This is a genomic window from Pseudomonas sp. Pseusp21, assembly GCF_059492145.1.
Genome location: NZ_CP168520.1, coordinates 5,649,991 through 5,675,507 on the forward strand (window position 1 = coordinate 5,649,991; position 25,517 = coordinate 5,675,507).

Genomic DNA, 25,517 nt, shown 5'->3' on the forward strand with positions numbered 1-25,517 from the left:
AACCGGCCATCAGGCCGGTTTTTTTGATTCAGACTGCGGCGAACCGCTTGTTCAGATATTCGATGATCGTGTTGGACTCATACATCCAGGTGGTCTGGCCGTTCTCTTCGATGCGCAGGCACGGCACCTTGATCTTGCCGCCCTGTTCCAGCAGGGTCTGACGATCCTGCTCGTTGTTTTTCGCATCCTTCAGGGCCACCGGAACGTTCAGGCGACGCAGGCTGCGGCGGGTCTTCACGCAGAACGGGCAGGCGTGGAACTGATACAGGGTCAGGTTCCTGGCGGCGGCATCAACCTGAGCCTGGGCAGCGGCGGGGCGCTGCTTCTTGCCCGGGCGGGTCAGAAAGTCCACGAAGATGATCAGTTGGCCGAGGCCGACACGAAGCGCTTTGACGAACACGTTACAAGCCTCACAGGGACATTGAAGAAGGCGCGCAGCTTACCCGATTTTTCACGGACGAAAAAAAACCGGCGATCAACGCCGGTTTTTTCTGTCACGCATTACTTGATCAGGCTGAGAAACTCGCTGCGGGTCGCCGCGTTTTCACGGAACTCACCGAGCATCACCGAAGTGATCATCGACGAATTCTGTTTCTCCACACCGCGCATCATCATGCACATGTGCTTGGCCTCGATCACCACGGCCACGCCCAGCGCGCCGGTGACCTGCTGGACCGCATCGGCGATCTGGCGGCTGAGGTTTTCCTGAATCTGCAGGCGACGGGCGTACATGTCGACGATCCGCGCGACCTTCGACAGGCCCAACACTTTGCCGCTCGGGATGTACGCGACGTGGGCCTTGCCGATGAACGGCAGCAGGTGGTGTTCGCACAACGAGTACAGCTCGATGTCCTTGACCAGCACCATTTCGCTGTTGTCGGAGCTGAACAGGGCACCGTTGGTGACCTCTTCGAGCGTCTGTTCATAACCGCGGCAGAGGTACTGCATGGCTTTGGCGGCACGCTTTGGCGTGTCGAGCAGGCCCTCGCGGGAGACGTCCTCGCCCAGTTGGCCGAGAATCGCGGTGTAATTCTGTTCCAGGGACATGAAACTACCTGTGGGGATTTTCGCAAAGGGCAAGGGTACGGTGGCGGACACGACCCTGCAAGTTCGGTGTGACGGGATTATTCGTCGCGGCCTTCCATCATGGTGCGTTTGAGCATCACATACACGGCGCCGGCGCCGCCATGTTTCGCCTGGCACGAGCAGAAACCCAGCACTTGCGCATGCTGGCGCAGCCAGGTGTTGACGTGGCTTTTGATCATCGGACGCTTGCCATCCAGACGCACAGCCTTGCCGTGAGTAACGCGCACGCAGCGGATTTCGAATTTGGTCGCTTCGGCGAGAAAGGCCCAAAGGGTTTCCCGGGCCTTTTCGACGCTCATGCCGTGCAGGTCGAGGCTGCCTTCGAACGGGATCTGTCCGATCTTGAGCTTGCGCATCTGGCTTTCCTGCACGCCGTCGCGGGCCCACATCAGCTCGTCTTCGGGACCTACGTCAATCACGAACTGATCGGACAGGCCGTCAACGGTGGTGGTGTCGGTGCGCACGGTGGCGGACTGGCGCAGCTTGGCGATCCGGTCTCGGTCAGCCTTGGGTTTGCCGGTGTCGGCGCGGTCGTGCTTGATCGGCTTGACGCCTTGGATCGCACTTTTGAACAGGGAAAAATCGTCGTCTTGCATGTCAGCCTCCGCGAAGGGCGGCCAGTTTACCCAAACAGACACAAAACGGCCCGGCAAAAAGCCAGGCCGTCGATCAATCGTGTTTTTTCATCAGGTGCGGGGACATGTTCAATTCCCGCGATTGCCGTGCGCGACGCCGGCAACGACGCCACAGGGCCACGCCGAAATACAGGAACAGCAGGCCGACTGCGAGAATGATCGCCGAGCCGAGCGGTGTTGCGTTCAGGTCGCCGAGCGCCGGTGGGCGCCCCAGCAGGCTGGCGGCCCCGGCCATCGCCAGCAGCACGCCGAACGTCGCCAGTATGGCCGCGATCGCCGCGCCGAATCGAAATCGCCAGTTGCTTTGGCCTTTGGGCCGCAAGCGGCGTGCGTCAAATCCATCGGATAACTTCATTCCGACCTTCCTCAATGGGTATCGGCCCTTCGACCGGGAGTTGACCGGGTTGTTCCTGAGGCTAGGGTAATTGAAGCAAATGCGAGGTTTTTGCAGATGAGCGGCGGGCTGAGCCGCTCATTTACGGAAGATCAGATCAGATCCTGGGTCAGGGCGAGGGTAGCGAAGTTGTCAGCCATGATCGCCATTTCCGCTTCCTGCACCTGTTCGGCGCTGAGCACGCGGCCCTTGAATGGCAGATCGCGGGTGGCACAGGCATCTTCGACCAGGGTGCAGCGGAAACCCAGGTTCTTCGCCGCGCGCACGGTGGTGCTGACGCTGGAATGGCTCATGAAACCGCAGACGATCAGGTCCAGCGAGCCGATGGTTTGCAGACGATCGTAGAGTTCGGTGCCGTGAAAGGCGCTCGGCAGCAACTTGCCGATGATGGTTTCATCGCCCTGGGGTTCCAGGCCGGGGATGAACTCGCCGCGTTCGCCCTGCGGGTCGAACAGACCGCCGACGGTGCCGAGGTGGCGCACGTGCACGATCGGCCGGCCGGCCGCGCGGGCGGCGGCAACCAGTTGTTTGATGTTCGCGACAGCCGCGTCCATGCCGCTCAGGGCCAGCGGGCCGCTGAGGTACTCTTTCTGGGCATCGATGATGACCACGGTGGCATGGCTCAACGTGGCCGCTGCGTAACCGCGACCGCTGAGTTGAAACATCGTTTTTGGAACGGACATTCTGGGGCTCCTTCGGGTGGGGCTTTTGCGACATTGTCCTCTGGCTGAGCGGTTCTGTGAATCGCTACCATCGTAGACACCGTCGTTGCTGGCCTGCAGCCTTGTCAAGTTACACGATCTGTTCAATAGCCGAGGGGAAAATCGGAAGAGTCCTACCGTCGCCCCGGAATCTTTCCTGCGTCGTCGCGGCGCGTTTTGGCTGCTAGAATCGCCAGTCGTTTTTTCTGGAGTTCTGCCCCGTGATCACTTCCCGACTTCGTACCCTGCGCGACCACATTCGTTGGGCCGTCAGCCGCTTCCATGGGGAGGATCTGTTTTTCGGCCATGGCACCGACAATGCCTGGGACGAAGCCCGGCAGCTAGTGCTCGGTGCCTTGCACCTGCCGTGGGAAATCGCCGACAGCTATCTGGATTGCGCGCTGGAGGACGACGAGCTGGTCAATCTTCAGCGCCTGCTCAAGCGCCGCATCGAAGAGCGCATTCCGACCGCTTATCTGCTGGGCGAAGCCTGGTTCTGCGGCATGTCGTTCATCGTCGATGAGCGCGTGCTGATCCCGCGCTCGCCGATTGGCGAACTGATCGAAAACCGTTTTGCCCCATGGATCGGCGACGAGCCGGGGCGGATTCTCGACCTGTGCACCGGCTCCGGTTGCATCGGCATCGCGTGCGCCTACGAGTTCCAGAACGCCGAAGTGGTGCTGGCGGATCTGTCGTTCGAAGCGCTGGAAGTGGCGAACCAGAACATCGAGCGTCATGGCGTCGATGAGCGGGTGTTCACGGTGCAGGGCGATGGTTTCGATGGTCTGCCGGGTCAACGTTTCGACCTGATCGTGTCGAACCCGCCCTACGTCGATGCGGAAGATTTCGCCGACATGCCGGACGAATATCAGCACGAGCCGGAACTCGGTCTGGCTTGCGGCGACGATGGTTTGAACCTGGTGCGCCGGATGCTCGCCGAAGCGGCGGATCACCTGACCGAGAAGGGTTTATTGATTGTCGAGGTGGGCAACAGCCAGGTCCACGTCGAGGCGCTGTACCCGGAAGTCGATTTCGCCTGGCTGGAGTTCGAGCGCGGCGGGCATGGCGTGTTCATGCTGACCGCCGAACAGTGCCGCGCCCATCAGGCACTGTTCGCCTCCCGCGTCTGACCTGAACCGATCGTTCCCACCTCGGTGGGAACGATCATGGTCTTAGCGGTGCGTTGCAATCCAGATCAGCAACCCGGCCTGAAACACCGCAAACGCCACCAGACAGGTAATGGTGAACCGCAACCCGGCGTCTTCACGTTTGAACTTGCTGACCTTGTCTTCCTGCTTCTTCAGCTTCACTTCCTGCTCGGCCAGATTCTGCTCGGCCTGCTGCAGCATTTGCGCAGCTTCGAGAATTTCGACGATCTGCAGCTTTTCGCTGTTCCAGTCGCCCAGCAAGTCACCGACCTTTACTTCCTTGACGCTGCCCTTCAAATGCTGGGCGTCGGCGTAAACCACATCAAAGCCGTGCACCCGCAGAAAGTGATCGCGGCGCAGGCGAGTGTCTTCGTTCAGCGCGTCCTTGTTGTTCAAGTCCATGCCGTCGACGGTGTAGGTGGGCCAGCGTTTTTTCGCCCAGTTGATGCCCTGGGCAGCCATGAAACGGCCGATGCCACGGTTCATAGGTTCGATCTGCAAACCGCTGTCCGGGCCGAAGTGCACGCGTTTGGTCGTGTGATCGACCCACACGTCCAGGTGATTCTGTTCTTTACGCACACGCTGAGCGGGCAACTTGATCGCCATGCGCATCAGGCTGTGTTCTTTGCCGTTGCGCTCGGCGTAACCGAATTCAACGAAGCGCAGTGGCCGCCCGCCGGTATTGCGGTCGGTCTGCAACGGCGCCAGGCGGAGCATCTTGTGGTGCTCGACGTGGACATCCGCCCATGGCAGCTCGACCGCTGGCGGTGCGTCTTTTTCAGCGGTGGTGTCGGTTGAAGTCTGGGTATCAGTCATAACGGCGAGATCCTGTCCAAGCTGCTTGCCGCCAGCCAGTACGCTGGCGACAAAGGCTTATCGGCCGTTTTCTACAGGACTAGAGGGTAAAAGAGCTCAACGGGTGCGAAGTCCGTCAATAAACTCAAGCACGCGTGTCCCCAGTTCCGCCGCCAAGGGCAAATTCGGGTCCTTGTAGGAGGCCAGTTGCCGCTTCACGTCATTGGGCACGATGCGCAACACGTGGTTCATGCCTTCGATCAGCGCCAGTTGCGCATCCGGTTTGGCGGCCTTGAGCAATTTCGCATCATCGACCTGGACCTGAATATCGTTGCTGCCTTGCACGATCAGCGCCGGCATTTGCAGTTGAGCGAAGGCCGCCGCCGGATCCTGACGGAACAGCGAAATCAGATACGGCTGCACACTCGGACGGAAAATCACCTGCAACGGCGCCGGCACATTGTCGTCGGTGCGCCCGGCCTTGAGGCTGTCGAGCAATTCGTTGCTGCGCAGCATCAAAGGAGGAGGGAGGCTGCGGGCCAGTTGCCGGCGCAGCACCTGATCAATGGGCCGGGCTGTGCCAGAGAGAGAGATCACCGCAGCGGCGTCCACCTTCGGCGCCGCCAGGCTGGCGATCAATGCACCTTCGCTGTGGCCCAGCAAAATCAATGGACCGAAGCGCGGATCGGCTTTCAGCTTCTGACCCCAGGCCACGGCGTCCGCCACGTAGGCTTCCACCGACAGGTTTCGCTCGTCCGGAGTCGCCGCCAGGCTGGCGGCCACGCCGCGCTTGTCGAAGCGCACACTGGCGATATTGTGTTTGGCCAGCACCCAGGCCAGTCGTTTGAGGCTGTCATTGCGTCCACCGTCGGGGTTGTTTCCGTCACGATCGGTAGGACCCGAGCCGGAAAGGATCAGGACAACCGGCACGGGGTTGTCGGATTTCGGCAGCAACAGCGAGCCGAAAAGTTCGCCGTTGTCAGTCGTCAACGTGACCGGTCGTTGCAGGACAGTCGCCTGGACGAAGCCGGTAAACAGGGAAAGGCTCAAGATCAAAACTCGCAGCATCATCACGCCATCATTTGCCAAGGTGCCGGTTGGACTCACCCACACCGCTAAGGTTCGAGGATGAACTACTCGGTTAGCCTGCGTATACTGGCGCGCATCACGAATCTGGGTTCAATTTCACGGAGCGTCCTGCATGTCCGGCAATACCTACGGCAAGCTGTTCACTGTCACCACCGCGGGCGAAAGCCATGGTCCGGCGTTGGTCGCCATTGTCGACGGCTGCCCGCCGGGCCTGGAGATTTCCCTTGAAGATCTGCAACGCGACCTCGACCGTCGCAAGCCGGGCACCAGCCGCCACACCACCCAGCGCCAGGAAGCCGATGAAGTCGAAATCCTCTCCGGCGTGTTCGAGGGCCGCACCACCGGTTGCTCCATCGGCCTGCTGATCCGCAACACCGACCAGAAGTCCAAGGACTACTCGGCGATCAAGGACCTGTTCCGCCCGGCCCACGCCGACTACACCTACCACCACAAATACGGCGCGCGCGACTACCGCGGCGGCGGTCGCAGCTCCGCGCGGGAAACCGCCATGCGCGTCGCGGCCGGCGCCATCGCCAAGAAGTACCTGGCCAGCCAGGGCATCGTCATTCGCGGCTACATGAGCCAGCTCGGCCCGATCGAAATCCCGTTCAAGACCTGGGAATCGGTCGAGCAGAACGCCTTCTTCAGCCCGGACCCCGACAAAGTGCCGGAGCTGGAAGCCTACATGGACCAGTTGCGCCGCGATCAAGACTCCGTCGGCGCCAGGATCACCGTGGTTGCCGAAGGTGTGATGCCGGGCCTGGGCGAGCCGATCTTCGACCGTCTCGACGCCGAACTGGCCCATGCGCTGATGAGCATCAACGCGGTCAAAGGTGTGGAAATCGGCGCCGGTTTCGCCTGCGTCGCCCAGCGTGGCACCGAGCACCGCGATGAAATGACTCCGGAAGGCTTCCTCAGCAACAACGCCGGCGGCATTCTCGGCGGGATCTCCTCGGGTCAGCCGATCGTTGCGCACCTGGCGTTGAAGCCGACTTCGAGCATCACCACCCCGGGCCGTTCGATCGACATCGACGGCAATCCGGTCGACGTGATCACCAAGGGCCGTCACGATCCGTGCGTCGGCATCCGCGCCACGCCGATTGCCGAGGCGATGATGGCCATCGTGCTGATGGATCACCTGCTGCGTCACCGTGGCCAGAATGCCGATGTGCGCGTGAGCACCCCGGTGCTGGGCCAGCTCTGATGGGTCAACTCACTGCCGCTGCGGTCTGAGCGTGGCGGCGCTCCCGTACTGGCGGCTGTCCAGTTTCTATCTGTTCTATTTCGCCTTGCTCGGTTCGACGGCGCCGTTTCTGGCGCTGTACTTCGATCACCTCGGTTTCAGTGCCGCTCGGATCGGCGAGCTGGTGGCGATCCCAATGCTGATGCGCTGCGTGGCGCCGAACATCTGGGGCTGGCTCGGCGATTACACCGGCAGGCGCCTGGCCATCGTGCGCTTTGGCGCGGTGTGCACGCTGCTGACGTTCTCATTGATTTTCGTCAGCAAGACCTACGCCTGGCTGGCGATGGTCATGGCCTTGCATGCGTTCTTCTGGCACGCGGTGCTGCCGCAGTTCGAAGTCATCACCCTCGCGCATTTGCAGGGCCAGACCTCCCGCTACAGTCAGATTCGCCTGTGGGGCTCGATCGGTTTCATCATCACCGTGGTCGCCCTCGGTCGCCTGTTCGAGTGGCTCAGCCTCGATATCTACCCGGCGGCGCTGGTGTTGATCATGGCCGGCATCGTCCTCAGCAGCCTGTGGGTGCCGAATGCGCAGCCACCTCAGGGCAACCGGCCGACAGGCGAGGGCTTTCTCAAGCAGTTGCGCAATCCTGGGGTGTTGGCGTTCTACGGTTGCGTGGCGCTGATGCAGATGAGCCACGGGCCGTATTACACGTTTTTGACCCTGCACCTCGAGCGACTGGGCTACAGCCGTGGCGTGATCGGCATGCTCTGGGCGGTCGGCGTGGTGGCGGAAGTGCTGATGTTCATGGCCATGAGCCGGATCCTCGCGCGTTTTTCCCTGCGGCGGGTGCTGATGGCGAGTTTTCTGCTGGCGGCGCTGCGCTGGTTGCTGCTAGGTTCGTTCGCCGAGTTCCTGTGGGTCTTGCTGTTTGCCCAGGTGCTGCACGCGGCGACGTTCGGCAGCTTTCATGCGGCTGCCATCGCGTTCGTGCAACGTAGCTTCGGCGCGCGCCAGCAAGGGCAGGGCCAGGCGTTGTATGCCGCGCTGGCCGGCACCGGCGGTGCGCTCGGCGCTTTGTATTCCGGTTACAGCTGGAATGCCCTCGGCGCGACATTGACCTTTAGTATTGCCAGTCTCGCAGCGCTCGCCGCTGCCGTTATCATTGCCATTCGAATGCAAGAGGACAGGCCATGAGCCTTACCCGTGAACAGCTTGCCCAGCAAATTGTCGACGCCGGGCGTTTTCTTTATGGTCGCGGCTGGTCGCCGGCCACCAGCAGCAATTACTCGACGCGCCTGTCGCCGAGCGAAGCGCTGCTGACCGTGTCCGGCAAGCACAAGGGCCAGTTGGGCCTGGACGACGTGCTCGCCACCGACCTGTCCGGCAACAGTCTTGAGCCCGGCAAAAAACCGTCCGCCGAAACCCTGCTGCACACCCAGCTCTACAACTGGCGCCCGGAGATCGGCGCGGTGTTGCACACCCACTCGGTGAACGCCACGGTGCTGTCGCGCCTGACGCCACAAGACTTCATCGAGTTCGAAGACTACGAACTGCAAAAAGCCTTCAGCGGTATTTCGACCCACGAATCCCGGGTGCGCGTGCCGATCTTCGACAACGATCAGGACATTGCGCGCCTCGCCGCCAAGGTGCAGCCTTGGCTCGACGCCCATCCCGATTGCGTCGGTTATCTGATTCGCGGCCACGGCCTCTACACTTGGGGCGCGCAGATGAGCGACGCGTTGCGCCAGATCGAGGCCTTTGAATTCCTGTTTGAATGCGAGTTGAAGACCCGCAGCGTCATGAACCGCCAAGGCTGACTTCACCAGAACCAGCCCATTTGCCTGATGAATGCAGTGCCCGACCGGTCTCGAAGAACCGGACGGCAAGGCCGATACCGAGGAATGCCCCATGAGCAGCCTGTCCGTCTATCACGTTTCCAGCCCCGAAATTCCGAACAAGGTGCTGACCCATTTCGAAGACATCGCCTCGACCCTGGCCGAGCAGGGCGTGCGCTTCGACCGTTGGCAAGCCGCCGCGAAGATCCAGCCCGGCGCCAGCCAGGAAGAAGTGATCGGTGCCTATAAAGAGCAGATCGACAAACTGATGACCGAGCGCGGTTACATCACGGTCGACGTGATCAGCCTCAACAGCGACCACCCGCAAAAAGCCGAATTGCGCGCCAAGTTCCTCGAAGAACATCGCCATGGCGAAGACGAAGTACGCTTCTTCGTCGCCGGTCGTGGCCTGTTTACCCTGCACATCGATGATTACGTCTACGCCGTGCTGTGCGAGAAGAACGACCTGATTTCGGTGCCGGCCGGCACCAAACACTGGTTTGACATGGGCGAGAACCCGCACTTCGTGGCGATCCGCCTGTTCAACAACCCTGAAGGCTGGGTCGCCAACTTCACCGGCGAAGACATCGCCGGCCGCTTCCCGCGTCTGGAGGACTGAGCCAATGTCGATCAAGGTCATTCTCACCGACATCGAAGGCACCACCAGCGCGGTGAGTTTTGTGTTCGACGTGCTGTTTCCGTATGCGGCGAAACATCTGCCGGACTTCGTTCGCCAGAACGCTCAGCGCGCGGATGTTGCCGAGCAACTGGACGCCGTGCGCCGCTACAGCAACGAACCGCAGGCTGACGTCGAGCGGGTCGTGGAAATTCTGCTGGCCTGGATCGCCGAAGACCGGAAAGCCACGCCGCTGAAAGCGTTGCAGGGCATGGTTTGGGAACAGGGCTATCAGGCCGGGCAGTTGAAAGGCCATGTTTATCCGGATGCCGTTGAAGCGCTGCAGCGCTGGCATCAGGCCGGTTATCAACTGTTTGTGTATTCATCCGGTTCGATCCAGGCGCAGAAGCTGATTTTCGGCTGCTCGGAAGCAGGGGATCTGACGCCGCTGTTCAGCGGCTATTTCGACACTACCTCCGGGCCGAAGCGCGAAGCGCAGTCGTACAGCAACATCCAGCAGGCCATCGGTGTCGAACCGCAGGAGATCCTGTTCCTGTCCGATATCGTGCAGGAACTCGATGCGGCCCAGGCCGCCAGCTTGCAAACCTGCGGGCTGGCCCGTGAGGGTGGGGAGTTGGCAGGGCATGTGACCGTCGACAGTTTTACCGGGATCGAACCGGAAGCGTTCTGAGTTCACCCAATCGACGCGCAAAAAAAACAGGCCGTGAAGCGAAAGCTCCACGGCCTGTCTGTTTATACGGTGTTCGAATTACATCGAGTGATAAGTCGGCAGGGCGAAACGCTGCTGGCTTTGCAACATGCCGATCTGCGGCAGCTCGCTGGCTTGTTCTGCCAGATCACGACGGATCGCGCTGATCGCCCACGACAGTTGGTCGCCGGTATGCAATTGCTGATAGGTGAGTGCACGCTTGAACACTTTGCCGTCGGCACTCTTCAGCGTCAGCAGAATCCCGCCATCGGGACGGGGCTGGGTGGTGACGGCGAAGTTGGAGAACAGGGAGGTAAATTTTTCTTGGATCAGGTTCATGTCTTTCAGCTCCGTATGCACTTGAATGGCAAGCATGTATAGGGAGTTGCAGCGATTGTGCCAGTATTTATTTTTATAAAAATCGTTGTAAATCAGTAAGTTATAAATTCTACTCGTTTCGTCTGTCGTGCAATCTGCATGAATGGCCATCGTGCATCCTGCATTTTGCGGGATCACTGTCGATCCGATGGAACCAATATCTCCGGCCGGAATCCCGCTGTGCTTTGCAGCCCCGGGCGGATACAAAACATTGCAAAAACCGCGTGTACAGCCTGAGAAGCCCTGACGTATTTTCGGCCTCGACCCTCGCTCGAGAAGCGCCGGTTGCCTCACCCGATTGCCCGACAATAAAAATCCGGCCTGCACGTCAAGGTCGAACGGGAGCTGCCATGCGCCACGCGCCTAGCGACACGATTACCTGGGGCATGATGCTCCGCAAGCTGCCGATGATTGCCAAAGCCATCCCTCGGGTGGTGAAAGGCATGAAGGTGGCCAACGTCAAGGATCCGACCCAAACCTGTGGCCTGGGCTGGACTTTCGAGCAAGCGACTCTGCGCAATCCCGAGGGCCCCGCGCTGCTGTCGGGTGAGGTGGTGCTGAGTTATTCACAGGTCAACCAGTGGGCCAACCGCATCGCCCACTATCTGATCGGGCAGGGCATCGGTAAAGGCGATGTGGTGGCGGTGTTCATCGAGAACCGCGCGGAATTGCTGGTGACGATTCTGGCCCTGGCCAAAGTGGGCGCCGTCAGTGCGCTGCTCAATACCTCGCAGACCCGCGATACGCTGATCCACAGCATCAATCTGGTAATGCCGGCGGCGATTGTCGTCGGTGAAGAGTTGTTGCCGGCGTTTGCGGCGGTACGCGAGCAAGTGTCGATCCCGGCAGTGCGCGCCTGGTTCGTCGCCGATCAGGATACCTTCAGCCATCCGGGCATCGCGCCCGAGGGCTACATCAACCTGATCAGCGCCAGCGCCGACGCCTCGGGCGACAACCCGGCCAGCAGCCGGCAGATTTTCTTCGACGACCCCTGTTTCTATATCTACACCTCCGGCACCACCGGTTTGCCGAAAGCCGGCGTGTTCAAGCACGGACGCTGGATGCGCAGTTCGGCGAGCTTCGGCATGATCGCCCTCGACATGCGCCCGGACGACATCGTCTATTGCACCTTGCCGCTGTACCACGCCACCGGGCTTTGCGTGTGCTGGGGTTCGGCGGTCAATGGCGCTTCGGGTTTCGCCATTCGCCGCAAGTTCAGCGCCCGCCAGTTCTGGAGCGACGTGCGCCGCTACCGCGCCACCACCATCGGTTACGTCGGCGAGTTGTGCCGGTATCTGGTGGATCAGCCGCTCAGTGCCGACGACAGTCGTCATGATGTGCGCAAGATGATCGGCAACGGCCTGCGGCCCGGTGCGTGGGCCGAGTTCAAGACCCGCTTCGGCGTGGATCACATTTGCGAGCTGTACGCCGCCAGCGACGGCAATATCGGCTTCACCAACATCCTCAATTTCGACAACACCATCGGTTTCTCGCTGATGGCCTGGGAACTGGTCGCCTATGACCAGGACAGCGGCGAGCCGATTCGTGGCGCTGACGGATTCATGCGCAAGGTCGGTCGGGGTGAGCGAGGCCTGCTGCTGGCGCGGATCGACGACAAGGCGCCGCTGGACGGCTACACCGATCCGCAGAAAACCGCCAAGGTTGTATTGCAGGACGTGTTCACCAAGGGCGACCGCTTCTTCAACACCGGCGATCTGCTGCGCAATATCGGTTTCGGCCACGCACAGTTTGTCGACCGCCTCGGCGACACCTATCGCTGGAAGGGCGAGAACGTCTCGACCACCGAGGTCGAAAATCTGCTGCTCCAGCATCCGCATATTTCCGAAGCGGTGGCCTATGGCGTGGAAATCCCCAACACCAATGGCCGCGCCGGGATGGCGGCGATCACCCCGGCCGAGTCCCTCGCGACCCTGGATTTCGCCGAGCTGCTGGCTTTCGCCCGCCAGCGCATGCCGGCCTACGCAGTGCCGCTGTTCTTGCGGGTCAAGGTGAAAATGGAAACCACCGGCACCTTCAAATACCAGAAAACCCGCCTGAAAAACGAAGGCTTCGACCCCGGCCTGACGGCGGATGATCCGATTTACGCCTGGCTGCCGGGGAGCGAAACCTACGTGCAGGTCACGGATGAAATCCTTGCCGACATCCGGGCAGGCAAGTACCGCTATTGATATTGGCTATCGGCGGTCTTGGAAAAAAGGGGATGACAGCTATCGCTGCGCTCGGGAAACTGTCGGCTTTCCGATTGACCGAAAGTGGAGTGAACCATGTCTGACCAAAGCCGCCAGATGACCCCCGAGGAAGCAGCCGAATTCACTGAACAGGTGTTCAACAAGGCGCGCGAGGGCGATGCGGTGATGCTCGATCGCCTGATCACTGCCGGTCTGCCGGTGAACCTGACCAACAGCAAGGGCGACACCCTGCTGATGCTCGCCAGCTATTACGGTCACGTGGATGCGGTGCAAGTGCTGCTAAAGCACAAGGCCGACCCGGAACAACGCAATGGCAACGGCCAGAGCCCGATTGCCGGCGCGGCGTTCAAGGGCGATCTGGCCGTGGTCAAGGCCTTGGTCGAGGGCGGGGCGCAGATTGAAGGCGCCTCCTTCGATGGCCGCACGGCGCTGATGATGGCGGCGATGTTCAACCGGGTTGAAATCGTCGACTACTTGATCGACCAGGGCGCCGACCCGAAAGCCAAAGATGCCAATGGCGTCACCGCGCTGGACGCGGCCCGCACCATGGGCGCTGTGGACACCACCGCGCAGCTGGAAAAACTGCTGGGCTGAGGCCGCTGGCCGGAACCCGCTCTGTGGCGAAGGCGAGAATGCGCTATCCTTCGCGCCCTCAAAATTCCCTTCGCCACAGGATCCGCCCCCATGAAAGCCGCACTCGCCGAACTCATCAGCAAAATCAGCTCCGGCTGCATGGGCGAAGACGAGATCCTGAAGGTCGCTGACGAAGCGGCGCAGGCCTACGCCGATGCCGACGCTTTTCTGACCGCCAACCCGGACATTAACTACGACGAGACTTTCCCGATTCCGCTGGGCGAGTGGGTCGTGGTCGGCAGCCTGCCGGAGACCGTGCTGTTCCAGGCTGACACCTACGCCGACCTGTTCGCGCAGATCGTTGCCTCGTTCGGTCCGGGCGTGGAGTTCAACCTCAAGCCCAAGCAACTGGCCAAGACCGAGGCCCTGACCGCGCTCAACCGCATCCAGGTGCAGATGAGCAGCCTGAACAAGGAAAACGGCGGTTACACGTTGATGAACTTCAGCCAGTTGCTCGACGACGAGCTGCAAGTGGTGCTGGTCTACGGCAACGACGTGCCGCGCGTGCTGGATCTGTGCGCCGAAGTCGGCATTGCCGCCGCGCCGTCGCTGGAAGCCTTGAAGGTCGCCGTTCACGTCTGACGCAATAAAAGGGAACCCTGAGCGCGACCGTCTATCCTAAAAGTGCATGCCACTATTCTGGAGCGACACCATGGGTTCCACGTTCAACGGCCTGGTCGGCCTGATCATTCTTGCGCTCGACATCTGGGCGATCATCAATGTGCTGAAAAGCGGCGCCGAGACCGGGATGAAAATCCTCTGGGTGCTGCTGATCATCCTCCTGCCGGTGCTGGGCCTGATCATCTGGGCGATTGCCGGGCCGCGGGGCAACGTGCGGATCTGACCGTTCGCACCCTGATCGGGTCGGGCCGATGAACTGAGGTTCGACCTGTCATCTTCGGCAACGTAGAATGCGCGCCTTTCCCGGGCAATCGAACCTGACGATTGGCGCCCGCGCATTCATCGGAGCACTTCACCATGACCGTCACCAAGACCAGCGAATACCTGGAAACCCTCTACGAAGGCTACGGCCAGCGTTTTCGCATGGAAAAACTGCTGCACGAAGTGCGCACCGAACACCAGCACCTGGTGATCTTCCAGAACCCGCGCATGGGCCGGGTGATGGCGCTGGACGGCGTGATCCAGACCACCGAAGCCGATGAATTCATCTACCACGAAATGCTCACCCACGTGCCGATCCTCGCCCACGGCACCGCCAAGCGCGTGCTGATCATCGGCGGTGGCGACGGCGGCATGCTGCGCGAAGTGACCAAACACGCCAGCATCGAGCACATCACCATGGTCGAGATCGACGGCACCGTGGTCGACATGTGCAAAGAGTTTCTACCGAACCACTCCAAGGGCGCCTACGACGATCCACGCCTGAATCTGGTGATCGACGACGGCATGCGTTTCGTCGCCACCACCACTGAAAAGTTCGACGTGATCATTTCCGACTCCACCGACCCGATCGGCCCGGGCGAAGTGCTGTTCTCGGAAAACTTCTACCAGGCCTGCCACCGCTGCCTGAACGAGGGCGGCATCCTCGTGACCCAGAACGGCACGCCGTTCATGCAGATCGAAGAAGTGAAAACCACTGCCGGCCGCCTGCGCAGCCTGTTCCCGGACTGGCACTTCTATCAGGCAGCCGTCCCAACCTACATCGGCGGTTCGATGACCTTTGCCTGGGGCTCGACCAACCCGGCCTACCGCAAGCTGAGCCGCGAAGTGCTGCAACAGCGCTTCATCGGCAGCGGCATCGTCACCCGCTACTACAACCCGGAAATCCACATCGGTGCTTTCGCCTTGCCGCAATACGTGCTGCAAGCGGTGAGCAAGCCAAGCAACGACTGATCGTTCGCGGGTCAGAAAAAGCCGAGGCCGGTGTGCGAAAACACACCGGCCTCGGCTTTTTTCATGTTGCATCGGTGTAAACCTTTTGAACGATCAATCCTGACAAAAGTCGAGATAGGTGTAAGCCCATTTGCGGGTTTGATCGAGGAGGCTCCGATGTCAAAGTGGAAAGTCACTTTCGTGGACGATCATGGTGAAACGATCGACGAAGTCTTCGAGTGCGAGGAATGCCCCAGCCATGAACGGGCAGCCCGCCTCATCAAGGAACGATTCCTGCCAGTCGCCGCCGAGCTTGACCTGAACGATCTGGAAGGGCGCACCGCCGATGCCGGCGTAAAAAGCCTGAAAACCCAGAACAGCATCGAAATCCGCAGCATCACCCCAATCTGAATCTTCATTTTCTTCATGTACCAGGCCTTGGCAGCGGCTCTATCTTGGGGCTACTCTGCAAGCGAGATCAGCGAACGGATCGCTAAGGTCTGGTCTTGTCAGCTACATGCTTGTTTCCCGCCGGCAACGCGGTTGCCGTAAGCACCCGGGCCCAGTGGGCCAGTGCAGGGAATACGGAAAGTCTATCCATCTATGCGAGGGGGACGATTCATGAGCACAGCCTATCAAGAAGACATCAGCAGCAGCGTGCTGCGCCGCATGAAAGAAGGCGGTTTCGATTTTTCCCGATTCCATCCCATCGAGTTCTACGCCATTTTCCCGGACGAGGAGCGGGCGCGCAGGGCGGCAGGCAAATTTCGCGGTGAATCCATCAATGCCCAGGTCAGTGCGCGCGACGACGGCGCCTGGTCTCTGGAATTGAGCAAGGTGATGTACGCAACCTACGACGACATTGGCGATTTCGAGCAGGGCTTCTCGGCGGTGGTCGAGCCCTTGGGCGGCATCATCGAAGGCTGGGGCGTGAAACAGGAGATCCGCAACCGGCATCGTTTGAACTGATCACTCTCGCAACACGTCGAGCTACGGCTGACCTTCGGGTCGGCCGTTGTCGTTTCTACGGCCCCGAAAGCGCATGGCAAAACCCTGAAACAAGAAACCGGTGCAAAAAAAAAGCCACCTGAAAAGGTGGCTAAAAGGGAAGACCGGAAGGAGAGGAAACCGGTCAGGGTTACGGCCGGGAGGGCTGCCGAGGCAAGCCGGATCAGTGAGGCTGCGTACTTCGTCAGCGACGTTTTTGCAGCGGATGCGCGGATTATCCGCAGTGGCCTGCGGGCAGTGAAATCAACTCTGACTATGCTGGTGATAGGCGACGGGATTGCGTCGCAATGAAGCGGGGGCGATCAGGTTGGAGCATTTGCCGCACAGGAATGGTGCGGCGCGTGTGGCGTGAATATCCAACCGATTGAAATCAAAGCGTTTATGCCGATGGCACGGGCCTTGCGAAGGCCTGTATGTCCGGAGTGACAAGGAGTACGGCATGATCCGCACCTATTTTGATGAGATGTATGATGCCGGCGGCCAGATCCGCCCGCATTACCGGGAGTTTGCCCGCTGGCTGGCCGAGACACCTGACGAGCTGCTGGCCCAGCGGCGACGCGAGGCCGATCTGCTGTTCCATCGTGCTGGGATCACTTTCACGCTCTACGGGGACGAGCAAGGGACAGAACGCCTGATTCCCTTCGACACCATTCCGCGCAGCATTCCGGCCAGCGAGTGGCGGATCGTCGAGCGCGGCTGCATCCAGCGGGTCAAGGCGTTGAACATGTTCCTCGCCGACCTTTACCACGAGCAACGCATCATCAAGGCCGGGATCATTCCCGCCGAGCAGGTGCTGGCCAACGAGCAATACCAGTTGGCGATGCAGGGGCTGGATCTGCACCGCGATATCTATTCGCACATCTCCGGCGTCGATCTGGTGCGCGACGGCGACGGCACGTATTACGTGCTCGAGGACAACCTGCGTACGCCGAGCGGCGTGAGCTACATGCTCGAAGACCGCAAGATGATGATGCGCCTGTTCCCCGAGCTGTTCGCGGCCCAGCGCATCGCGCCCATCGATCATTACCCGAACCTGCTGCTCGACACCCTGAAAAGCTCGAGCCCGATCGACGACCCTAGTGTGGTGGTGCTGACACCGGGACGCTTCAACAGTGCGTTTTTCGAGCATGCGTTTCTCGCCCGGGAAATGGGCGTGGAGCTGGTGGAGGGCGCGGACCTGTTCGTGCGCGACGACAAAGTCTTCATGCGCACCACCGACGGCCCGAAAGCGGTGGACGTGATCTACCGCCGGCTCGACGACGCGTTCCTCGATCCGCTGGCCTTCCGCCCGGACTCGATGCTTGGCGTGCCGGGACTGCTGTCGTCGTATCGCTCCGGCAACGTGGTGCTGGCCAATGCCATCGGCACCGGCGTGGCGGATGACAAATCGGTGTATCCGTTTGTCACCGAGATGATCCGTTTCTACCTAGACGAAGAACCGATCCTGAAGAACGTGCCGACCTGGCAATGCCGCAACCCGTTCGAGCTTTCCCATGTACTGGCCAATCTTCCGGATCTGGTGGTCAAGGAAACCCAGGGCTCCGGCGGTTACGGAATGCTGGTGGGGCCGGCGGCGACCACGGCGGAAATCGATGCGTTCCGCGAGCGGATCAAGGCCAAGCCCCACGCGTACATCGCGCAACCGACGCTGTCACTGTCGACCTGTCCGACCTTTGTCGAAAACGGCATTGCGCCGCGCCATATCGACCTGCGCCCGTTTGTATTGTCCGGCCGCGAAACCCGGGTCGTGCCCGGCGGTTTGACCCGTGTCGCCCTGCGCGAAGGCTCTCTGGTGGTGAATTCATCCCAGGGTGGCGGAACCAAAGACACCTGGGTGGTCGAGGATTGAAGGAAGCCTGCCATGTTAAGTAGAACTGCCTCGGATCTGTACTGGATGTCGCGTTACCTGGAGCGGGCGGAAAACCTCGCACGGATGCTCGATGTCAGCTATTCGCTGTCGCTGATGCCGCAGGACGGCCGTGGCGACGGTCTGCACGAACTGGCGATGCCGCTGTTGATCACCGGCACGCTGGACGATTACCTGGAACGCCACGGCGAGTTGCATGCCGAGCGACTGCTGCACTTCTTCGCCCTCGACGCGGCCAACCCGGCAAGCATCTACAGCTGCCTAGGTGCGGCACGGGCCAGCGCCCATGCGGTGCGAGGACGAATCACCGCTGACATGTGGGAGAACATCAACGCCACCTGGCTGGAGATCCGCGGGATCGCCAATCAGGGCCTCAGTCGCTACGGCATGAGCCGTTTCTGCGAGTGGATCAAGGAGCGTTCGCACCTGTTTCGGGGCGCGTCCTACGGCACCATCATGCGCAACGACGCGTTTCGTTTCATTCGCCTGGGTACGTTTATCGAACGCGCTGACAACACGTTGCGTCTGCTCGATGCGCGTTACGAAATGGCAGGCGATCAGGCGGAAGCTGTCAGCGACGGCACCGCTCACGCCTATTACCAGTGGAGTGCGCTGTTGCGGGCCTTGTCATCGTTCGAGGCCTATACCGAGATCTATCGCGATGCGCCCGGCGCCCGGCATGTGGCCGAGCTGCTGTTGTTGCGCGCCGACGTGCCGCGTTCGCTGCGGGCCTGCACCGAAGAGATCGACCAGATCCTCGCGCAACTGCCGGGGGCCAACGGTCGTCCTGCGCAACGACTGGCGGCGGAAATGGACGCGCGTCTGCGCTACACCGGCATTCAAGAAATTCTCGAGGAAGGGCTGCACGCCTGGCTCACCGAATTCATCCCGCTGGTGCGCCAGTTGGGCAACGCCATTCACAGTTCCTACCTGGAGGCCGCATGAGACTTTCCATCAGCCACGAGACCACCTATCACTACGAAGATCAGGTGCGCGCGAGCATCCAGTACCTGCGCCTGACACCCCACGACAGCGAGCGTCAGCACGTGCTGAGCTGGCAGCTTGACCTGCCGCGCCCGGTGCGCGCCCAGCTCGATCCGTTCGGCAACATCCTGCACGTCCTGACCATGGACGAGCCCCACGAAGCGATCATCATCGGCGCCCGGGGGCAGGTTGATATCGACGAATTGCGCGAGGCGGAGCACGAGAGTCAGTCGGCGCTGCCGTTCCTGCGGTTCACCCGGCTGACCGAGGCTGACGAGGCATTGCGGGCGTTTGCCGAGAAGTCCTGCAAGCAACGACGTGACCGCAACGCATTGATCGATCTGATGCACGGTTTGAACCAGCACATGACTTACAAGCCGGGTTCCACCGAAGTCGACACCAGCGCCGCCGAAGCGTTTGCCGGGCGAGCGGGTGTTTGCCAGGATCACGCCCATGCGTTTCTGGCCTGCGCGCGCAGCCTTGGCGTGCCGTCACGTTATGTGTCGGGTTATCTGTACAGCGAGGATTGCGAGCATCTGGCCAGTCACGCCTGGGCCGAAGCCTGGATCGATGACGCCTGGTACAGCTTTGACGTGACCAATGAACTGGCGCGGCCGGAGCGGCACCTGAAACTGGCGGTGGGTCTGGATTATCTGGATGCCTGTCCGGTGCGCGGCATGCGCCGGGGCGGCGGGTCAGAGCAGATGCACGCGAAAGTGCTGGTGTCGCCGACACCAGCGCCAATCATCTCGGTGCAGCAGCAGTAAACGATGTGGTCGGTTTACTTGGCGGGCGCAACCTTGCGCCCGGCCATGTGCTGCAAATACCCGATCAGTTTCTGCAGATCCGCATCCGGCAACACCTCGGCGTTAAACCCCGGCATCTTCGCCTGCGGCCACTGACGCAGACTCTGCGGATCGCGGATGTAGCGCTTGAGGAAGTCCGCGCCGAAGTACTCGGTCGGGTTGTACGGGATATTCAGATCCGGCCCAAACTGCGCATCGCCCGCGCCATTCAGGCGATGGCACGCCAGACAATTCTTCTGGAACAGCGCGAAACCCTGATTCACCGGGTCATCGGCCTTCAACGCAGGGGCCGGCAACAGGGCAGGGAAGCGTTCGGCCACCGGTGCCATGCGCTTGATGCTCGCCACTTCGAATGGCCATTGTTCCGGGCTGATATTGCCGGCCTGCGGATCGGTCCACACCAGATAAAACGGCCCGGCGCTGTGCTTGCCTTCCGACAGCGGCGGCCAGGGCTGCGCCGGATCTTCGATGGCCAGCCAGGCGCGTGAGCCTTGGGTTTTTAGTAATGGAGCCGCAGACAGCTCAGCGGCAAAACCGTCCAGCGCTACGGCTTGCAGGTGATCGTCCGGTTTGATGCCGGTCAGCAGCGCGGCAATCGGCACGGCCCGATAAGTCATGTCCTTCTTGTAGGACACATCATTCTTGATCGTGAGGGTTTGTACCTGAGGATGCTTGAGCAACTCCTCGGTCTGCCAGGTGCGGCTGTTCGCGCCCAGCTCCAGGTTCAACTGCGCGGCAGACAGGGGCATGCTCAGCAGCATGGCCCCGAACAGAATGAGCGTTTTCAAGTGATCGCCGTCCGTGTCGTGGAAGTGCGCAAAGGTTGGCACAGCCACGCTGGCCCGGATAGCGGGCCAGTCACATTTTCAGTGGCGATAAACAATACCTGCCGCTTGAGTCAGCCGAGGACCTTGGTCAGGTTCGGCAGAATCAACAACAGCGTCGTGGCGAAAAGAATGAGTCCTGCTTGCCGTACTTTCGGTTGTTTGAACATGGCTTGACCGCCTTTTTTGTTATTTCCTGATGCCTGCCTGCATATCCATGATGGCAAGCGCTGCACTTCCTGTTGAAGAACGTCTGCCTCGGCAAAACCCGACGACAACAACGTACATCTTCACCTTAGGGCCCGCGTCACGCTTCGCTTAGATCCATTTCGTATGTACTTGCTACCGGTTGCGATTAAAAAGGCATGAGGCCCATTGCCAGCTTCTTTGCCGCCCGTTTGCTAGACAGCTCGCACACCTGAACCGGTTAACCAAGCCATGGATGACCGTCCGTCTGAGCGTGCGCGTCAACGTCATTGAGCGCTGTGGTCATTGAATCCGTCGCCTGCGAAGACAACAGTGACAGCACGAATTTCACTCACCGCACAGGTTCGAGGACGTCATGACCCAAGCTTTGATTTTCGACGCGTTACGCACGCCCCGTGGCAAGGGCAAGGCCGATGGTTCGCTGCACAGCGTCAAACCGGTGAACCTGGTGGCCGGGCTGCTGACCGCTTTGCAGGCGCGCACCGCGCTGGACACCAGCCAGGTCGATGACGTGGTGCTCGGTTGCGTCACGCCGATTGGCGATCAGGGCTCCGACATCGCCAAGACCGCCGTGCAGGTGGCCGATTGGGACGTCAGCGTCGCGGGTGTGCAGATCAACCGCTTCTGCGCTTCCGGGCTGGAAGCGGTGAACCTGGGGGCGATGAAAGTGCGCTCCGGGTTCGAGGATCTGGTAGTGGTCGGTGGTGTGGAGTCCATGTCCCGCGTGCCGATGGGCAGCGACGGTGGCGCCTGGGCGCTGGACCCGCAGACCAACCTGCACAGCCACTTCACGCCACAAGGCGTTGGCGCCGACCTGATCGCCACCCTTGAAGGCTTCAGCCGCCAGGACGTCGATGCCTACGCGCTGCATTCGCAACAGAAAGCCGCCCGTGCCCGGGCCGACGGTTCGTTCAACAAGTCGTTGGTGCCGGTGCAGGACCAGAACGGCATCATCCTGCTCGATCACGATGAGTTCATTCGCGCCGAGTCGACTCTTGAAGGTCTGGGCAAGCTCAAGCCGAGTTTCGAAATGATTGGCCAGATGGGCTTCGACGCCACGGCGTTGCGGGTCTACAGCCATGTCGAGCGGATTAACCATGTGCACACGCCGGGCAACAGCTCGGGGATCGTCGACGGCGCGGCGCTGATGTTGATCGGCTCCGAGGCCAAGGGCCGCGCGTTGGGCCTGCAACCCCGGGCGCGGATCGTCGCCACGGCGGTCACCAGCACCGATCCGACCATCATGCTCACCGGCCCGGCGCCGGCCACTCGCAAGGCGTTGGCCAAGGCCGGGCTGCGGGTGGAAGACATCGACTTGTTTGAAGTCAACGAGGCGTTCGCCTCGGTGGTGCTGAAGTTCATCAAGGACATGGCTGTCGACCCGGACAAGGTCAACGTCAATGGCGGCTCGATCGCCATGGGCCACCCGCTGGGCGCCACCGGTTGCGCGATCCTCGGCACCTTGCTCGATGAACTGGAAGCCCGGCGCCTGCGCTACGGCCTCGCGACACTGTGCGTCGGCGGCGGCATGGGCATCGCGACCATCATCGAACGCCTCTGACCCCAAGGAATCCTGTCATGACCCAAGCCATTCGTTACGAAAAAGGCCAGGACGGCATCGTCCTCCTGACCATCGACATGCCGGGCCAGAGCGCCAACACCATGAACTCGGTGTACCGCGAGGCCATGGCCGAAAGCGTCGCCCGTTTGCAGGCGGAAAAAGAGGACGTCGCCGGGGTGATCATCACCTCGGCCAAGAAAACCTTCTTCGCCGGTGGCGACCTGAATGAACTGATCAAGGTCGGCAAGCCCGAAGCCAAGGCCTTCTATGACATGGTGCTGACCCTCAAGGGCCAGTTGCGCACCCTGGAAACCCTCGGCAAACCGGTGGTCGCGGCGATCAACGGCGCGGCGCTCGGCGGCGGCTGGGAAATCTGCCTGGCCTGCCACCACCGCGTGGCACTGGACGATGCGTCGGTGCAGCTCGGTTTGCCGGAAGTGACCCTCGGCCTGTTGCCGGGCGGCGGTGGCGTGGTGCGGATGGTGCGCATGCTGGGCATCGAAAAGGCTTTGCCGTATCTGCTTGAAGGCAAGAAAGTCCGTCCGCAGCAGGCGTTGCAGGCGGGGCTGATTGATGAACTGGCAGCGGATCGCGATGAGCTGCTGGCCAAGGCCCGGGCCTGGATTCTGGCCAATCCCGCGGCCGTGCAGCGTTGGGATGTGAAGGGCTATCAGATTCCCGGCGGCACGCCATCCAATCCGAAAGTCGCGCAGATGCTGGCGATTGCGCCGTCGATCCTGCGCACCAAAACCCAGGGCACGTTGCCGGCGCCGGAGAAGATTCTGTGTGCGGCGGTGGAAGGCGCGCAGGTGGATTTCGACACGGCGCACCTGATCGAAACCCGCTACTTCACCGAACTGACCACCGGCCAGATCTCGAAAAACCTGATTGGCACCTTCTGGTTCCAGCTCAATGAAATCAATGCCGGCGGTTCGCGGCCGCAGGGTTTTGCGCCTTATGTGACGAAGCGCGTGGGCGTGCTCGGCGCGGGCATGATGGGCGCCGGGATCGCCTATGTCAGCGCATCGGCCGGGATCGACGTGGTGCTCAAAGACATCAACCTCGCGGCTGCGGAAAAGGGCAAAACCCATTCGGCGGCATTGCTGGACAAGAAAGTCGCTCGCGGGCAGATGACTGCGCAGCAGCGTGAAGCGGTGCTGGCGCGCATCCATCCGACCGAAAGCGACGCCGATCTGGCAGGTTGCGATCTGATCATTGAGGCGGTATTCGAGGATCGTGATCTCAAGGCCAAGGTCTCGGCAGCAGCACAGCAGGTGGTCGGCGCCGACGCGGTGATTGCTTCCAACACGTCGACCTTGCCCATCACGGGGTTGGCGACCGCAGTGCCGGATCAAAGCAAGTTCATCGGCCTGCACTTCTTCAGCCCGGTGGAAAAGATGCCGCTGGTGGAAATCATCAAAGGCGCGCAAACCAGCGACGAAACCCTCGCACGCGGGTTCGATTTCGTACTGCAAATCAAGAAAACCCCGATTGTGGTCAACGACAGTCGTGGTTTCTTCACTTCGCGGGTATTCGGCACTTTCACCAATGAAGGCATTGCCATGCTGGGTGAGGGCGTCAGTGCGCCGATGATCGAGACCGAAGCGCGCAAGGCCGGCATGCCTGTCGGGCCGCTGGCGATATCCGACGAAGTTTCCCTCAGCCTGATGAGCCATATCCGTCAGCAAACGGCCAAAGACCTGCAGGCAGAAGGGAAACCGCTGATTGAGCACCCGGCGTTCGCCGTGATTGACTTGCTGCTCAACGAATACAAGCGGCCGGGCAAGGCAGGGGGAGGCGGTTTTTATGAGTACCCGGCAGGTGGGCAGAAACATCTATGGCCCGAACTGAAAGCCCGTTTCGAGAAAGCCGACGGGCAGATTTCGCCGAAGGATGTACGTGATCGGTTGCTGTTCGTGCAGGCCATCGAAACCGTGCGTTGCGTGGAAGAGGGCGTGCTGACCTCGACGGCGGACGCCAATGTCGGCTCGATCTTCGGCATCGGTTTTGCGGCATGGACGGGCGGCGCGTTGCAGTTCATCAATCAATATGGCGTGAAGGACTTCGTCGCGCGGGCGCAGTACCTGGCGGAACAGTACGGCGAGCGTTTCGCACCGCCTGCGTTGCTGCTGGAAAAAGCCGCGAAAGGCGAGTTGTTCTAACGGGGAGGGGAGGCATTTCGGGGCTTGCCTTGCCGGGTGGTTTCAAGGCAGGCTCTGGGGTGTGCATTATTCCCATCACGTGTCAGGTATTTTTTATGTCGCTACGCATCTGCATTCTGGAAACCGACATCCTGCGTCCGGAACTGGTCGATCAATATCAGGGTTACGGGCAGATGTTCCAGCGCCTGTTCTCGCAACAGCCGATCGCCGCCGAGTTCACGGTGTACAACGTGATGCAGGGCGACTATCCGAGTGATGACCTGACTTTCGATGCGTATCTGGTCACCGGCAGCAAGGCCGACTCGTTCGGCACCGACCCGTGGATCCAGACCCTAAAGCAATACCTGCTGACCCGCTACGAGCGGGGCGACAAACTGCTCGGCGTGTGCTTCGGCCATCAGCTGCTGGCGCTGTTGCTGGGCGGCAAGAGCGAGCGTGCTACTCAAGGCTGGGGTGTCGGCATTCACAACTACAAACTGGCGGCCAAGGCGCCGTGGATGAGCCCGGTGCGCGAAGAGCTGACGCTGTTGATCAGCCACCAGGATCAGGTCACGGCGTTGCCGGAGAACGCCACGGTGATTGCTTCCAGCGATTTCTGCCCGTTCGCCGCGTACCACATCAACGATCAGGTGCTGTGCTTCCAGGGGCATCCGGAGTTCATTCACGACTACTCGCGGGCGTTGCTGGATCTGCGTCAGGAAGCGCTGGGCGAGCAGGTGTACAGCAAGGGTGTGGCCAGCCTGGAACATCAGCACCACGGCACCACGGTGGCGGAGTGGATGATGCGCTTCGTGGCGCACAAGCCGACCGCCGCTTGAATTCGAACGCCCTCGTGCCTTGCACGGGGGC

At 61.0% G+C, this 25,517-nt stretch carries 28 protein-coding genes; 19 read left to right on the forward strand and 9 right to left on the reverse strand.

Annotated elements, in window-relative coordinates; genetic code table 11:
- Positions 1-28: 28 nt before the first annotated feature.
- From ACEN93_RS25760 to ACEN93_RS25780, 5 genes are all read right to left on the reverse strand, one after another.
- Positions 29-400 (reverse strand): glutaredoxin family protein, encoded by a 372-nt coding sequence (locus tag ACEN93_RS25760; RefSeq protein WP_074687602.1) that lies wholly within the window; start codon positions 398-400, stop codon positions 29-31.
- A gap of 101 nt (positions 401-501) precedes the next feature.
- Positions 502-1,047, reverse strand: a complete 546-nt coding sequence (folE, locus tag ACEN93_RS25765) for a GTP cyclohydrolase I FolE (protein WP_003204506.1) — start codon at positions 1,045-1,047, stop codon at positions 502-504.
- 77 nt (positions 1,048-1,124) lie between these two features.
- On the reverse strand, positions 1,125-1,682 hold the full coding sequence (locus ACEN93_RS25770; RefSeq protein ID WP_039769915.1) for a Smr/MutS family protein: 558 nt from the start codon (positions 1,680-1,682) through the stop codon (positions 1,125-1,127).
- 73 nt (positions 1,683-1,755) lie between these two features.
- The gene (locus ACEN93_RS25775) at positions 1,756-2,076 is read right to left on the reverse strand and encodes a hypothetical protein (protein ID WP_007960009.1); all 321 of its coding nucleotides are present in this window, start codon (positions 2,074-2,076) and stop codon (positions 1,756-1,758) included.
- A gap of 131 nt (positions 2,077-2,207) precedes the next feature.
- Complete coding sequence (locus tag ACEN93_RS25780; protein WP_011333204.1) at positions 2,208-2,798, reverse strand: cysteine hydrolase family protein; 591 nt, start codon at positions 2,796-2,798, stop codon at positions 2,208-2,210.
- 239 nt (positions 2,799-3,037) lie between these two features.
- Between ACEN93_RS25780 and prmB the strand changes: the two genes are divergently transcribed.
- Positions 3,038-3,946 (forward strand): 50S ribosomal protein L3 N(5)-glutamine methyltransferase, encoded by a 909-nt coding sequence (gene prmB / locus ACEN93_RS25785; RefSeq protein ID WP_443579612.1) that lies wholly within the window; start codon positions 3,038-3,040, stop codon positions 3,944-3,946.
- 42 nt (positions 3,947-3,988) lie between these two features.
- Here the strand turns inward: prmB and ACEN93_RS25790 are convergent, their stop codons facing one another.
- Together ACEN93_RS25790 and ACEN93_RS25795 are read right to left on the reverse strand one after the other, a co-directional pair.
- Positions 3,989-4,780, reverse strand: a complete 792-nt coding sequence (locus ACEN93_RS25790; protein WP_039769917.1) for a hypothetical protein — start codon at positions 4,778-4,780, stop codon at positions 3,989-3,991.
- 96 nt (positions 4,781-4,876) lie between these two features.
- Positions 4,877-5,830, reverse strand: a complete 954-nt coding sequence (locus ACEN93_RS25795; protein WP_039769918.1) for an alpha/beta hydrolase — start codon at positions 5,828-5,830, stop codon at positions 4,877-4,879.
- A gap of 130 nt (positions 5,831-5,960) precedes the next feature.
- Between ACEN93_RS25795 and aroC the strand changes: the two genes are divergently transcribed.
- The 5 genes from aroC (at position 5,961) to mtnC (ending at position 10,177) form a co-directional block, all read left to right on the forward strand.
- Positions 5,961-7,052, forward strand: a complete 1,092-nt coding sequence (gene aroC / locus ACEN93_RS25800) for a chorismate synthase (RefSeq protein WP_495610665.1) — start codon at positions 5,961-5,963, stop codon at positions 7,050-7,052.
- Positions 7,053-7,083: 31 nt separating this feature from the next.
- The gene (locus ACEN93_RS25805; protein ID WP_011333208.1) at positions 7,084-8,229 is read left to right on the forward strand and encodes an MFS transporter; all 1,146 of its coding nucleotides are present in this window, start codon (positions 7,084-7,086) and stop codon (positions 8,227-8,229) included.
- The gene (locus tag ACEN93_RS25810) at positions 8,226-8,852 is read left to right on the forward strand and encodes a methylthioribulose 1-phosphate dehydratase (protein ID WP_085666676.1); all 627 of its coding nucleotides are present in this window, start codon (positions 8,226-8,228) and stop codon (positions 8,850-8,852) included. Before ACEN93_RS25805 ends, ACEN93_RS25810 begins: the two co-directional genes overlap by 4 nt.
- A 91-nt stretch (positions 8,853-8,943) precedes the next feature.
- The gene (locus tag ACEN93_RS25815; protein ID WP_039770173.1) at positions 8,944-9,489 is read left to right on the forward strand and encodes a 1,2-dihydroxy-3-keto-5-methylthiopentene dioxygenase; all 546 of its coding nucleotides are present in this window, start codon (positions 8,944-8,946) and stop codon (positions 9,487-9,489) included.
- Between the two features lie 4 nt (positions 9,490-9,493).
- Positions 9,494-10,177 (forward strand): acireductone synthase, encoded by a 684-nt coding sequence (gene mtnC, locus ACEN93_RS25820; protein WP_103387049.1) that lies wholly within the window; start codon positions 9,494-9,496, stop codon positions 10,175-10,177.
- Between the two features lie 78 nt (positions 10,178-10,255).
- Here the strand turns inward: mtnC and ACEN93_RS25825 are convergent, their stop codons facing one another.
- Complete coding sequence (locus ACEN93_RS25825) at positions 10,256-10,534, reverse strand: DUF3509 domain-containing protein (protein ID WP_039769924.1); 279 nt, start codon at positions 10,532-10,534, stop codon at positions 10,256-10,258.
- 389 nt (positions 10,535-10,923) lie between these two features.
- Here ACEN93_RS25825 and ACEN93_RS25830 point away from each other — a divergent pair, with 389 nt between their 5' ends.
- The 10 genes from ACEN93_RS25830 to ACEN93_RS25875 all read left to right on the forward strand — a co-directional run bounded on the left by ACEN93_RS25830 (position 10,924) and on the right by ACEN93_RS25875 (position 19,875).
- Positions 10,924-12,762: a long-chain-acyl-CoA synthetase gene (locus ACEN93_RS25830; protein ID WP_495610666.1), complete on the forward strand. Its 1,839-nt coding sequence runs from the start codon at positions 10,924-10,926 to the stop codon at positions 12,760-12,762.
- Between the two features lie 96 nt (positions 12,763-12,858).
- On the forward strand, positions 12,859-13,377 hold the full coding sequence (locus tag ACEN93_RS25835; protein ID WP_039769928.1) for an ankyrin repeat domain-containing protein: 519 nt from the start codon (positions 12,859-12,861) through the stop codon (positions 13,375-13,377).
- Between the two features lie 90 nt (positions 13,378-13,467).
- Complete coding sequence (locus tag ACEN93_RS25840; protein WP_039769929.1) at positions 13,468-13,998, forward strand: hypothetical protein; 531 nt, start codon at positions 13,468-13,470, stop codon at positions 13,996-13,998.
- Positions 13,999-14,068: 70 nt separating this feature from the next.
- Positions 14,069-14,260 carry a PLDc N-terminal domain-containing protein gene (locus tag ACEN93_RS25845; protein WP_007959984.1) on the forward strand — a complete coding sequence of 64 codons (192 nt, stop codon included), beginning with the start codon at positions 14,069-14,071 and terminating at the stop codon, positions 14,258-14,260.
- A 134-nt stretch (positions 14,261-14,394) separates the two neighbouring features.
- On the forward strand, positions 14,395-15,270 hold the full coding sequence (gene speE / locus ACEN93_RS25850) for a polyamine aminopropyltransferase (RefSeq protein ID WP_495610667.1): 876 nt from the start codon (positions 14,395-14,397) through the stop codon (positions 15,268-15,270).
- Between the two features lie 156 nt (positions 15,271-15,426).
- Positions 15,427-15,660, forward strand: coding sequence for a hypothetical protein (locus ACEN93_RS25855; protein WP_074687606.1), 234 nt, complete (start codon positions 15,427-15,429; stop codon positions 15,658-15,660).
- A 210-nt stretch (positions 15,661-15,870) separates the two neighbouring features.
- Positions 15,871-16,218, forward strand: a complete 348-nt coding sequence (locus tag ACEN93_RS25860; RefSeq protein ID WP_007959978.1) for a ribonuclease E inhibitor RraB — start codon at positions 15,871-15,873, stop codon at positions 16,216-16,218.
- Positions 16,219-16,696: 478 nt separating this feature from the next.
- Positions 16,697-18,106 carry a circularly permuted type 2 ATP-grasp protein gene (locus ACEN93_RS25865; protein WP_495610668.1) on the forward strand — a complete coding sequence of 470 codons (1,410 nt, stop codon included), beginning with the start codon at positions 16,697-16,699 and terminating at the stop codon, positions 18,104-18,106.
- Between the two features lie 12 nt (positions 18,107-18,118).
- On the forward strand, positions 18,119-19,069 hold the full coding sequence (locus tag ACEN93_RS25870) for an alpha-E domain-containing protein (protein WP_007959974.1): 951 nt from the start codon (positions 18,119-18,121) through the stop codon (positions 19,067-19,069).
- On the forward strand, positions 19,066-19,875 hold the full coding sequence (locus tag ACEN93_RS25875; RefSeq protein WP_085710657.1) for a transglutaminase family protein: 810 nt from the start codon (positions 19,066-19,068) through the stop codon (positions 19,873-19,875). Before ACEN93_RS25870 ends, ACEN93_RS25875 begins: the two co-directional genes overlap by 4 nt.
- Positions 19,876-19,889: 14 nt before the next feature.
- Here the strand turns inward: ACEN93_RS25875 and ACEN93_RS25880 are convergent, their stop codons facing one another.
- Positions 19,890-20,675, reverse strand: coding sequence for a c-type cytochrome (locus ACEN93_RS25880; protein WP_052266581.1), 786 nt, complete (start codon positions 20,673-20,675; stop codon positions 19,890-19,892).
- Between the two features lie 625 nt (positions 20,676-21,300).
- Between ACEN93_RS25880 and ACEN93_RS25885 the strand changes: the two genes are divergently transcribed.
- From ACEN93_RS25885 to ACEN93_RS25895, 3 genes are all read left to right on the forward strand, one after another.
- Complete coding sequence (locus tag ACEN93_RS25885; RefSeq protein ID WP_039769940.1) at positions 21,301-22,506, forward strand: acetyl-CoA C-acetyltransferase; 1,206 nt, start codon at positions 21,301-21,303, stop codon at positions 22,504-22,506.
- Between the two features lie 17 nt (positions 22,507-22,523).
- Positions 22,524-24,668, forward strand: coding sequence for a 3-hydroxyacyl-CoA dehydrogenase NAD-binding domain-containing protein (locus ACEN93_RS25890; RefSeq protein ID WP_495610669.1), 2,145 nt, complete (start codon positions 22,524-22,526; stop codon positions 24,666-24,668).
- 95 nt (positions 24,669-24,763) lie between these two features.
- Positions 24,764-25,486 (forward strand): amidotransferase, encoded by a 723-nt coding sequence (locus tag ACEN93_RS25895; protein ID WP_011333222.1) that lies wholly within the window; start codon positions 24,764-24,766, stop codon positions 25,484-25,486.
- Positions 25,487-25,517: the final 31 nt, after the last annotated feature.

Bases quoted from the DNA above. Each gene is read 5' to 3' on its own strand.
- ACEN93_RS25835 (WP_039769928.1), top strand. From the start codon at position 12,859: ATGTCTGACCAAAGCCGCCAGATGACCCCCGAGGAAGCAGCCGAATTC.
- ACEN93_RS25795 (WP_039769918.1), bottom strand. From the start codon at position 5,830: ATGATGCTGCGAGTTTTGATCTTGAGCCTTTCCCTGTTTACCGGCTTC.
- ACEN93_RS25790 (WP_039769917.1), bottom strand. From the start codon at position 4,780: ATGACTGATACCCAGACTTCAACCGACACCACCGCTGAAAAAGACGCA.
- ACEN93_RS25860 (WP_007959978.1), top strand. From the start codon at position 15,871: ATGAGCACAGCCTATCAAGAAGACATCAGCAGCAGCGTGCTGCGCCGC.
- ACEN93_RS25775 (WP_007960009.1), bottom strand. From the start codon at position 2,076: ATGAAGTTATCCGATGGATTTGACGCACGCCGCTTGCGGCCCAAAGGC.
- ACEN93_RS25865 (WP_495610668.1), top strand. From the start codon at position 16,697: ATGATCCGCACCTATTTTGATGAGATGTATGATGCCGGCGGCCAGATC.
- ACEN93_RS25840 (WP_039769929.1), top strand. From the start codon at position 13,468: ATGAAAGCCGCACTCGCCGAACTCATCAGCAAAATCAGCTCCGGCTGC.
- aroC (WP_495610665.1), top strand. From the start codon at position 5,961: ATGTCCGGCAATACCTACGGCAAGCTGTTCACTGTCACCACCGCGGGC.
- ACEN93_RS25815 (WP_039770173.1), top strand. From the start codon at position 8,944: ATGAGCAGCCTGTCCGTCTATCACGTTTCCAGCCCCGAAATTCCGAAC.
- ACEN93_RS25770 (WP_039769915.1), bottom strand. From the start codon at position 1,682: ATGCAAGACGACGATTTTTCCCTGTTCAAAAGTGCGATCCAAGGCGTC.
- ACEN93_RS25845 (WP_007959984.1), top strand. From the start codon at position 14,069: ATGGGTTCCACGTTCAACGGCCTGGTCGGCCTGATCATTCTTGCGCTC.
- ACEN93_RS25885 (WP_039769940.1), top strand. From the start codon at position 21,301: ATGACCCAAGCTTTGATTTTCGACGCGTTACGCACGCCCCGTGGCAAG.
- folE (WP_003204506.1), bottom strand. From the start codon at position 1,047: ATGTCCCTGGAACAGAATTACACCGCGATTCTCGGCCAACTGGGCGAG.
- speE (WP_495610667.1), top strand. From the start codon at position 14,395: ATGACCGTCACCAAGACCAGCGAATACCTGGAAACCCTCTACGAAGGC.
- ACEN93_RS25855 (WP_074687606.1), top strand. From the start codon at position 15,427: ATGTCAAAGTGGAAAGTCACTTTCGTGGACGATCATGGTGAAACGATC.
- mtnC (WP_103387049.1), top strand. From the start codon at position 9,494: ATGTCGATCAAGGTCATTCTCACCGACATCGAAGGCACCACCAGCGCG.
- ACEN93_RS25825 (WP_039769924.1), bottom strand. From the start codon at position 10,534: ATGAACCTGATCCAAGAAAAATTTACCTCCCTGTTCTCCAACTTCGCC.
- ACEN93_RS25810 (WP_085666676.1), top strand. From the start codon at position 8,226: ATGAGCCTTACCCGTGAACAGCTTGCCCAGCAAATTGTCGACGCCGGG.
- ACEN93_RS25880 (WP_052266581.1), bottom strand. From the start codon at position 20,675: ATGCTGCTGAGCATGCCCCTGTCTGCCGCGCAGTTGAACCTGGAGCTG.
- ACEN93_RS25830 (WP_495610666.1), top strand. From the start codon at position 10,924: ATGCGCCACGCGCCTAGCGACACGATTACCTGGGGCATGATGCTCCGC.
- ACEN93_RS25875 (WP_085710657.1), top strand. From the start codon at position 19,066: ATGAGACTTTCCATCAGCCACGAGACCACCTATCACTACGAAGATCAG.
- ACEN93_RS25890 (WP_495610669.1), top strand. From the start codon at position 22,524: ATGACCCAAGCCATTCGTTACGAAAAAGGCCAGGACGGCATCGTCCTC.
- ACEN93_RS25870 (WP_007959974.1), top strand. From the start codon at position 18,119: ATGTTAAGTAGAACTGCCTCGGATCTGTACTGGATGTCGCGTTACCTG.
- ACEN93_RS25780 (WP_011333204.1), bottom strand. From the start codon at position 2,798: ATGTCCGTTCCAAAAACGATGTTTCAACTCAGCGGTCGCGGTTACGCA.
- ACEN93_RS25895 (WP_011333222.1), top strand. From the start codon at position 24,764: ATGTCGCTACGCATCTGCATTCTGGAAACCGACATCCTGCGTCCGGAA.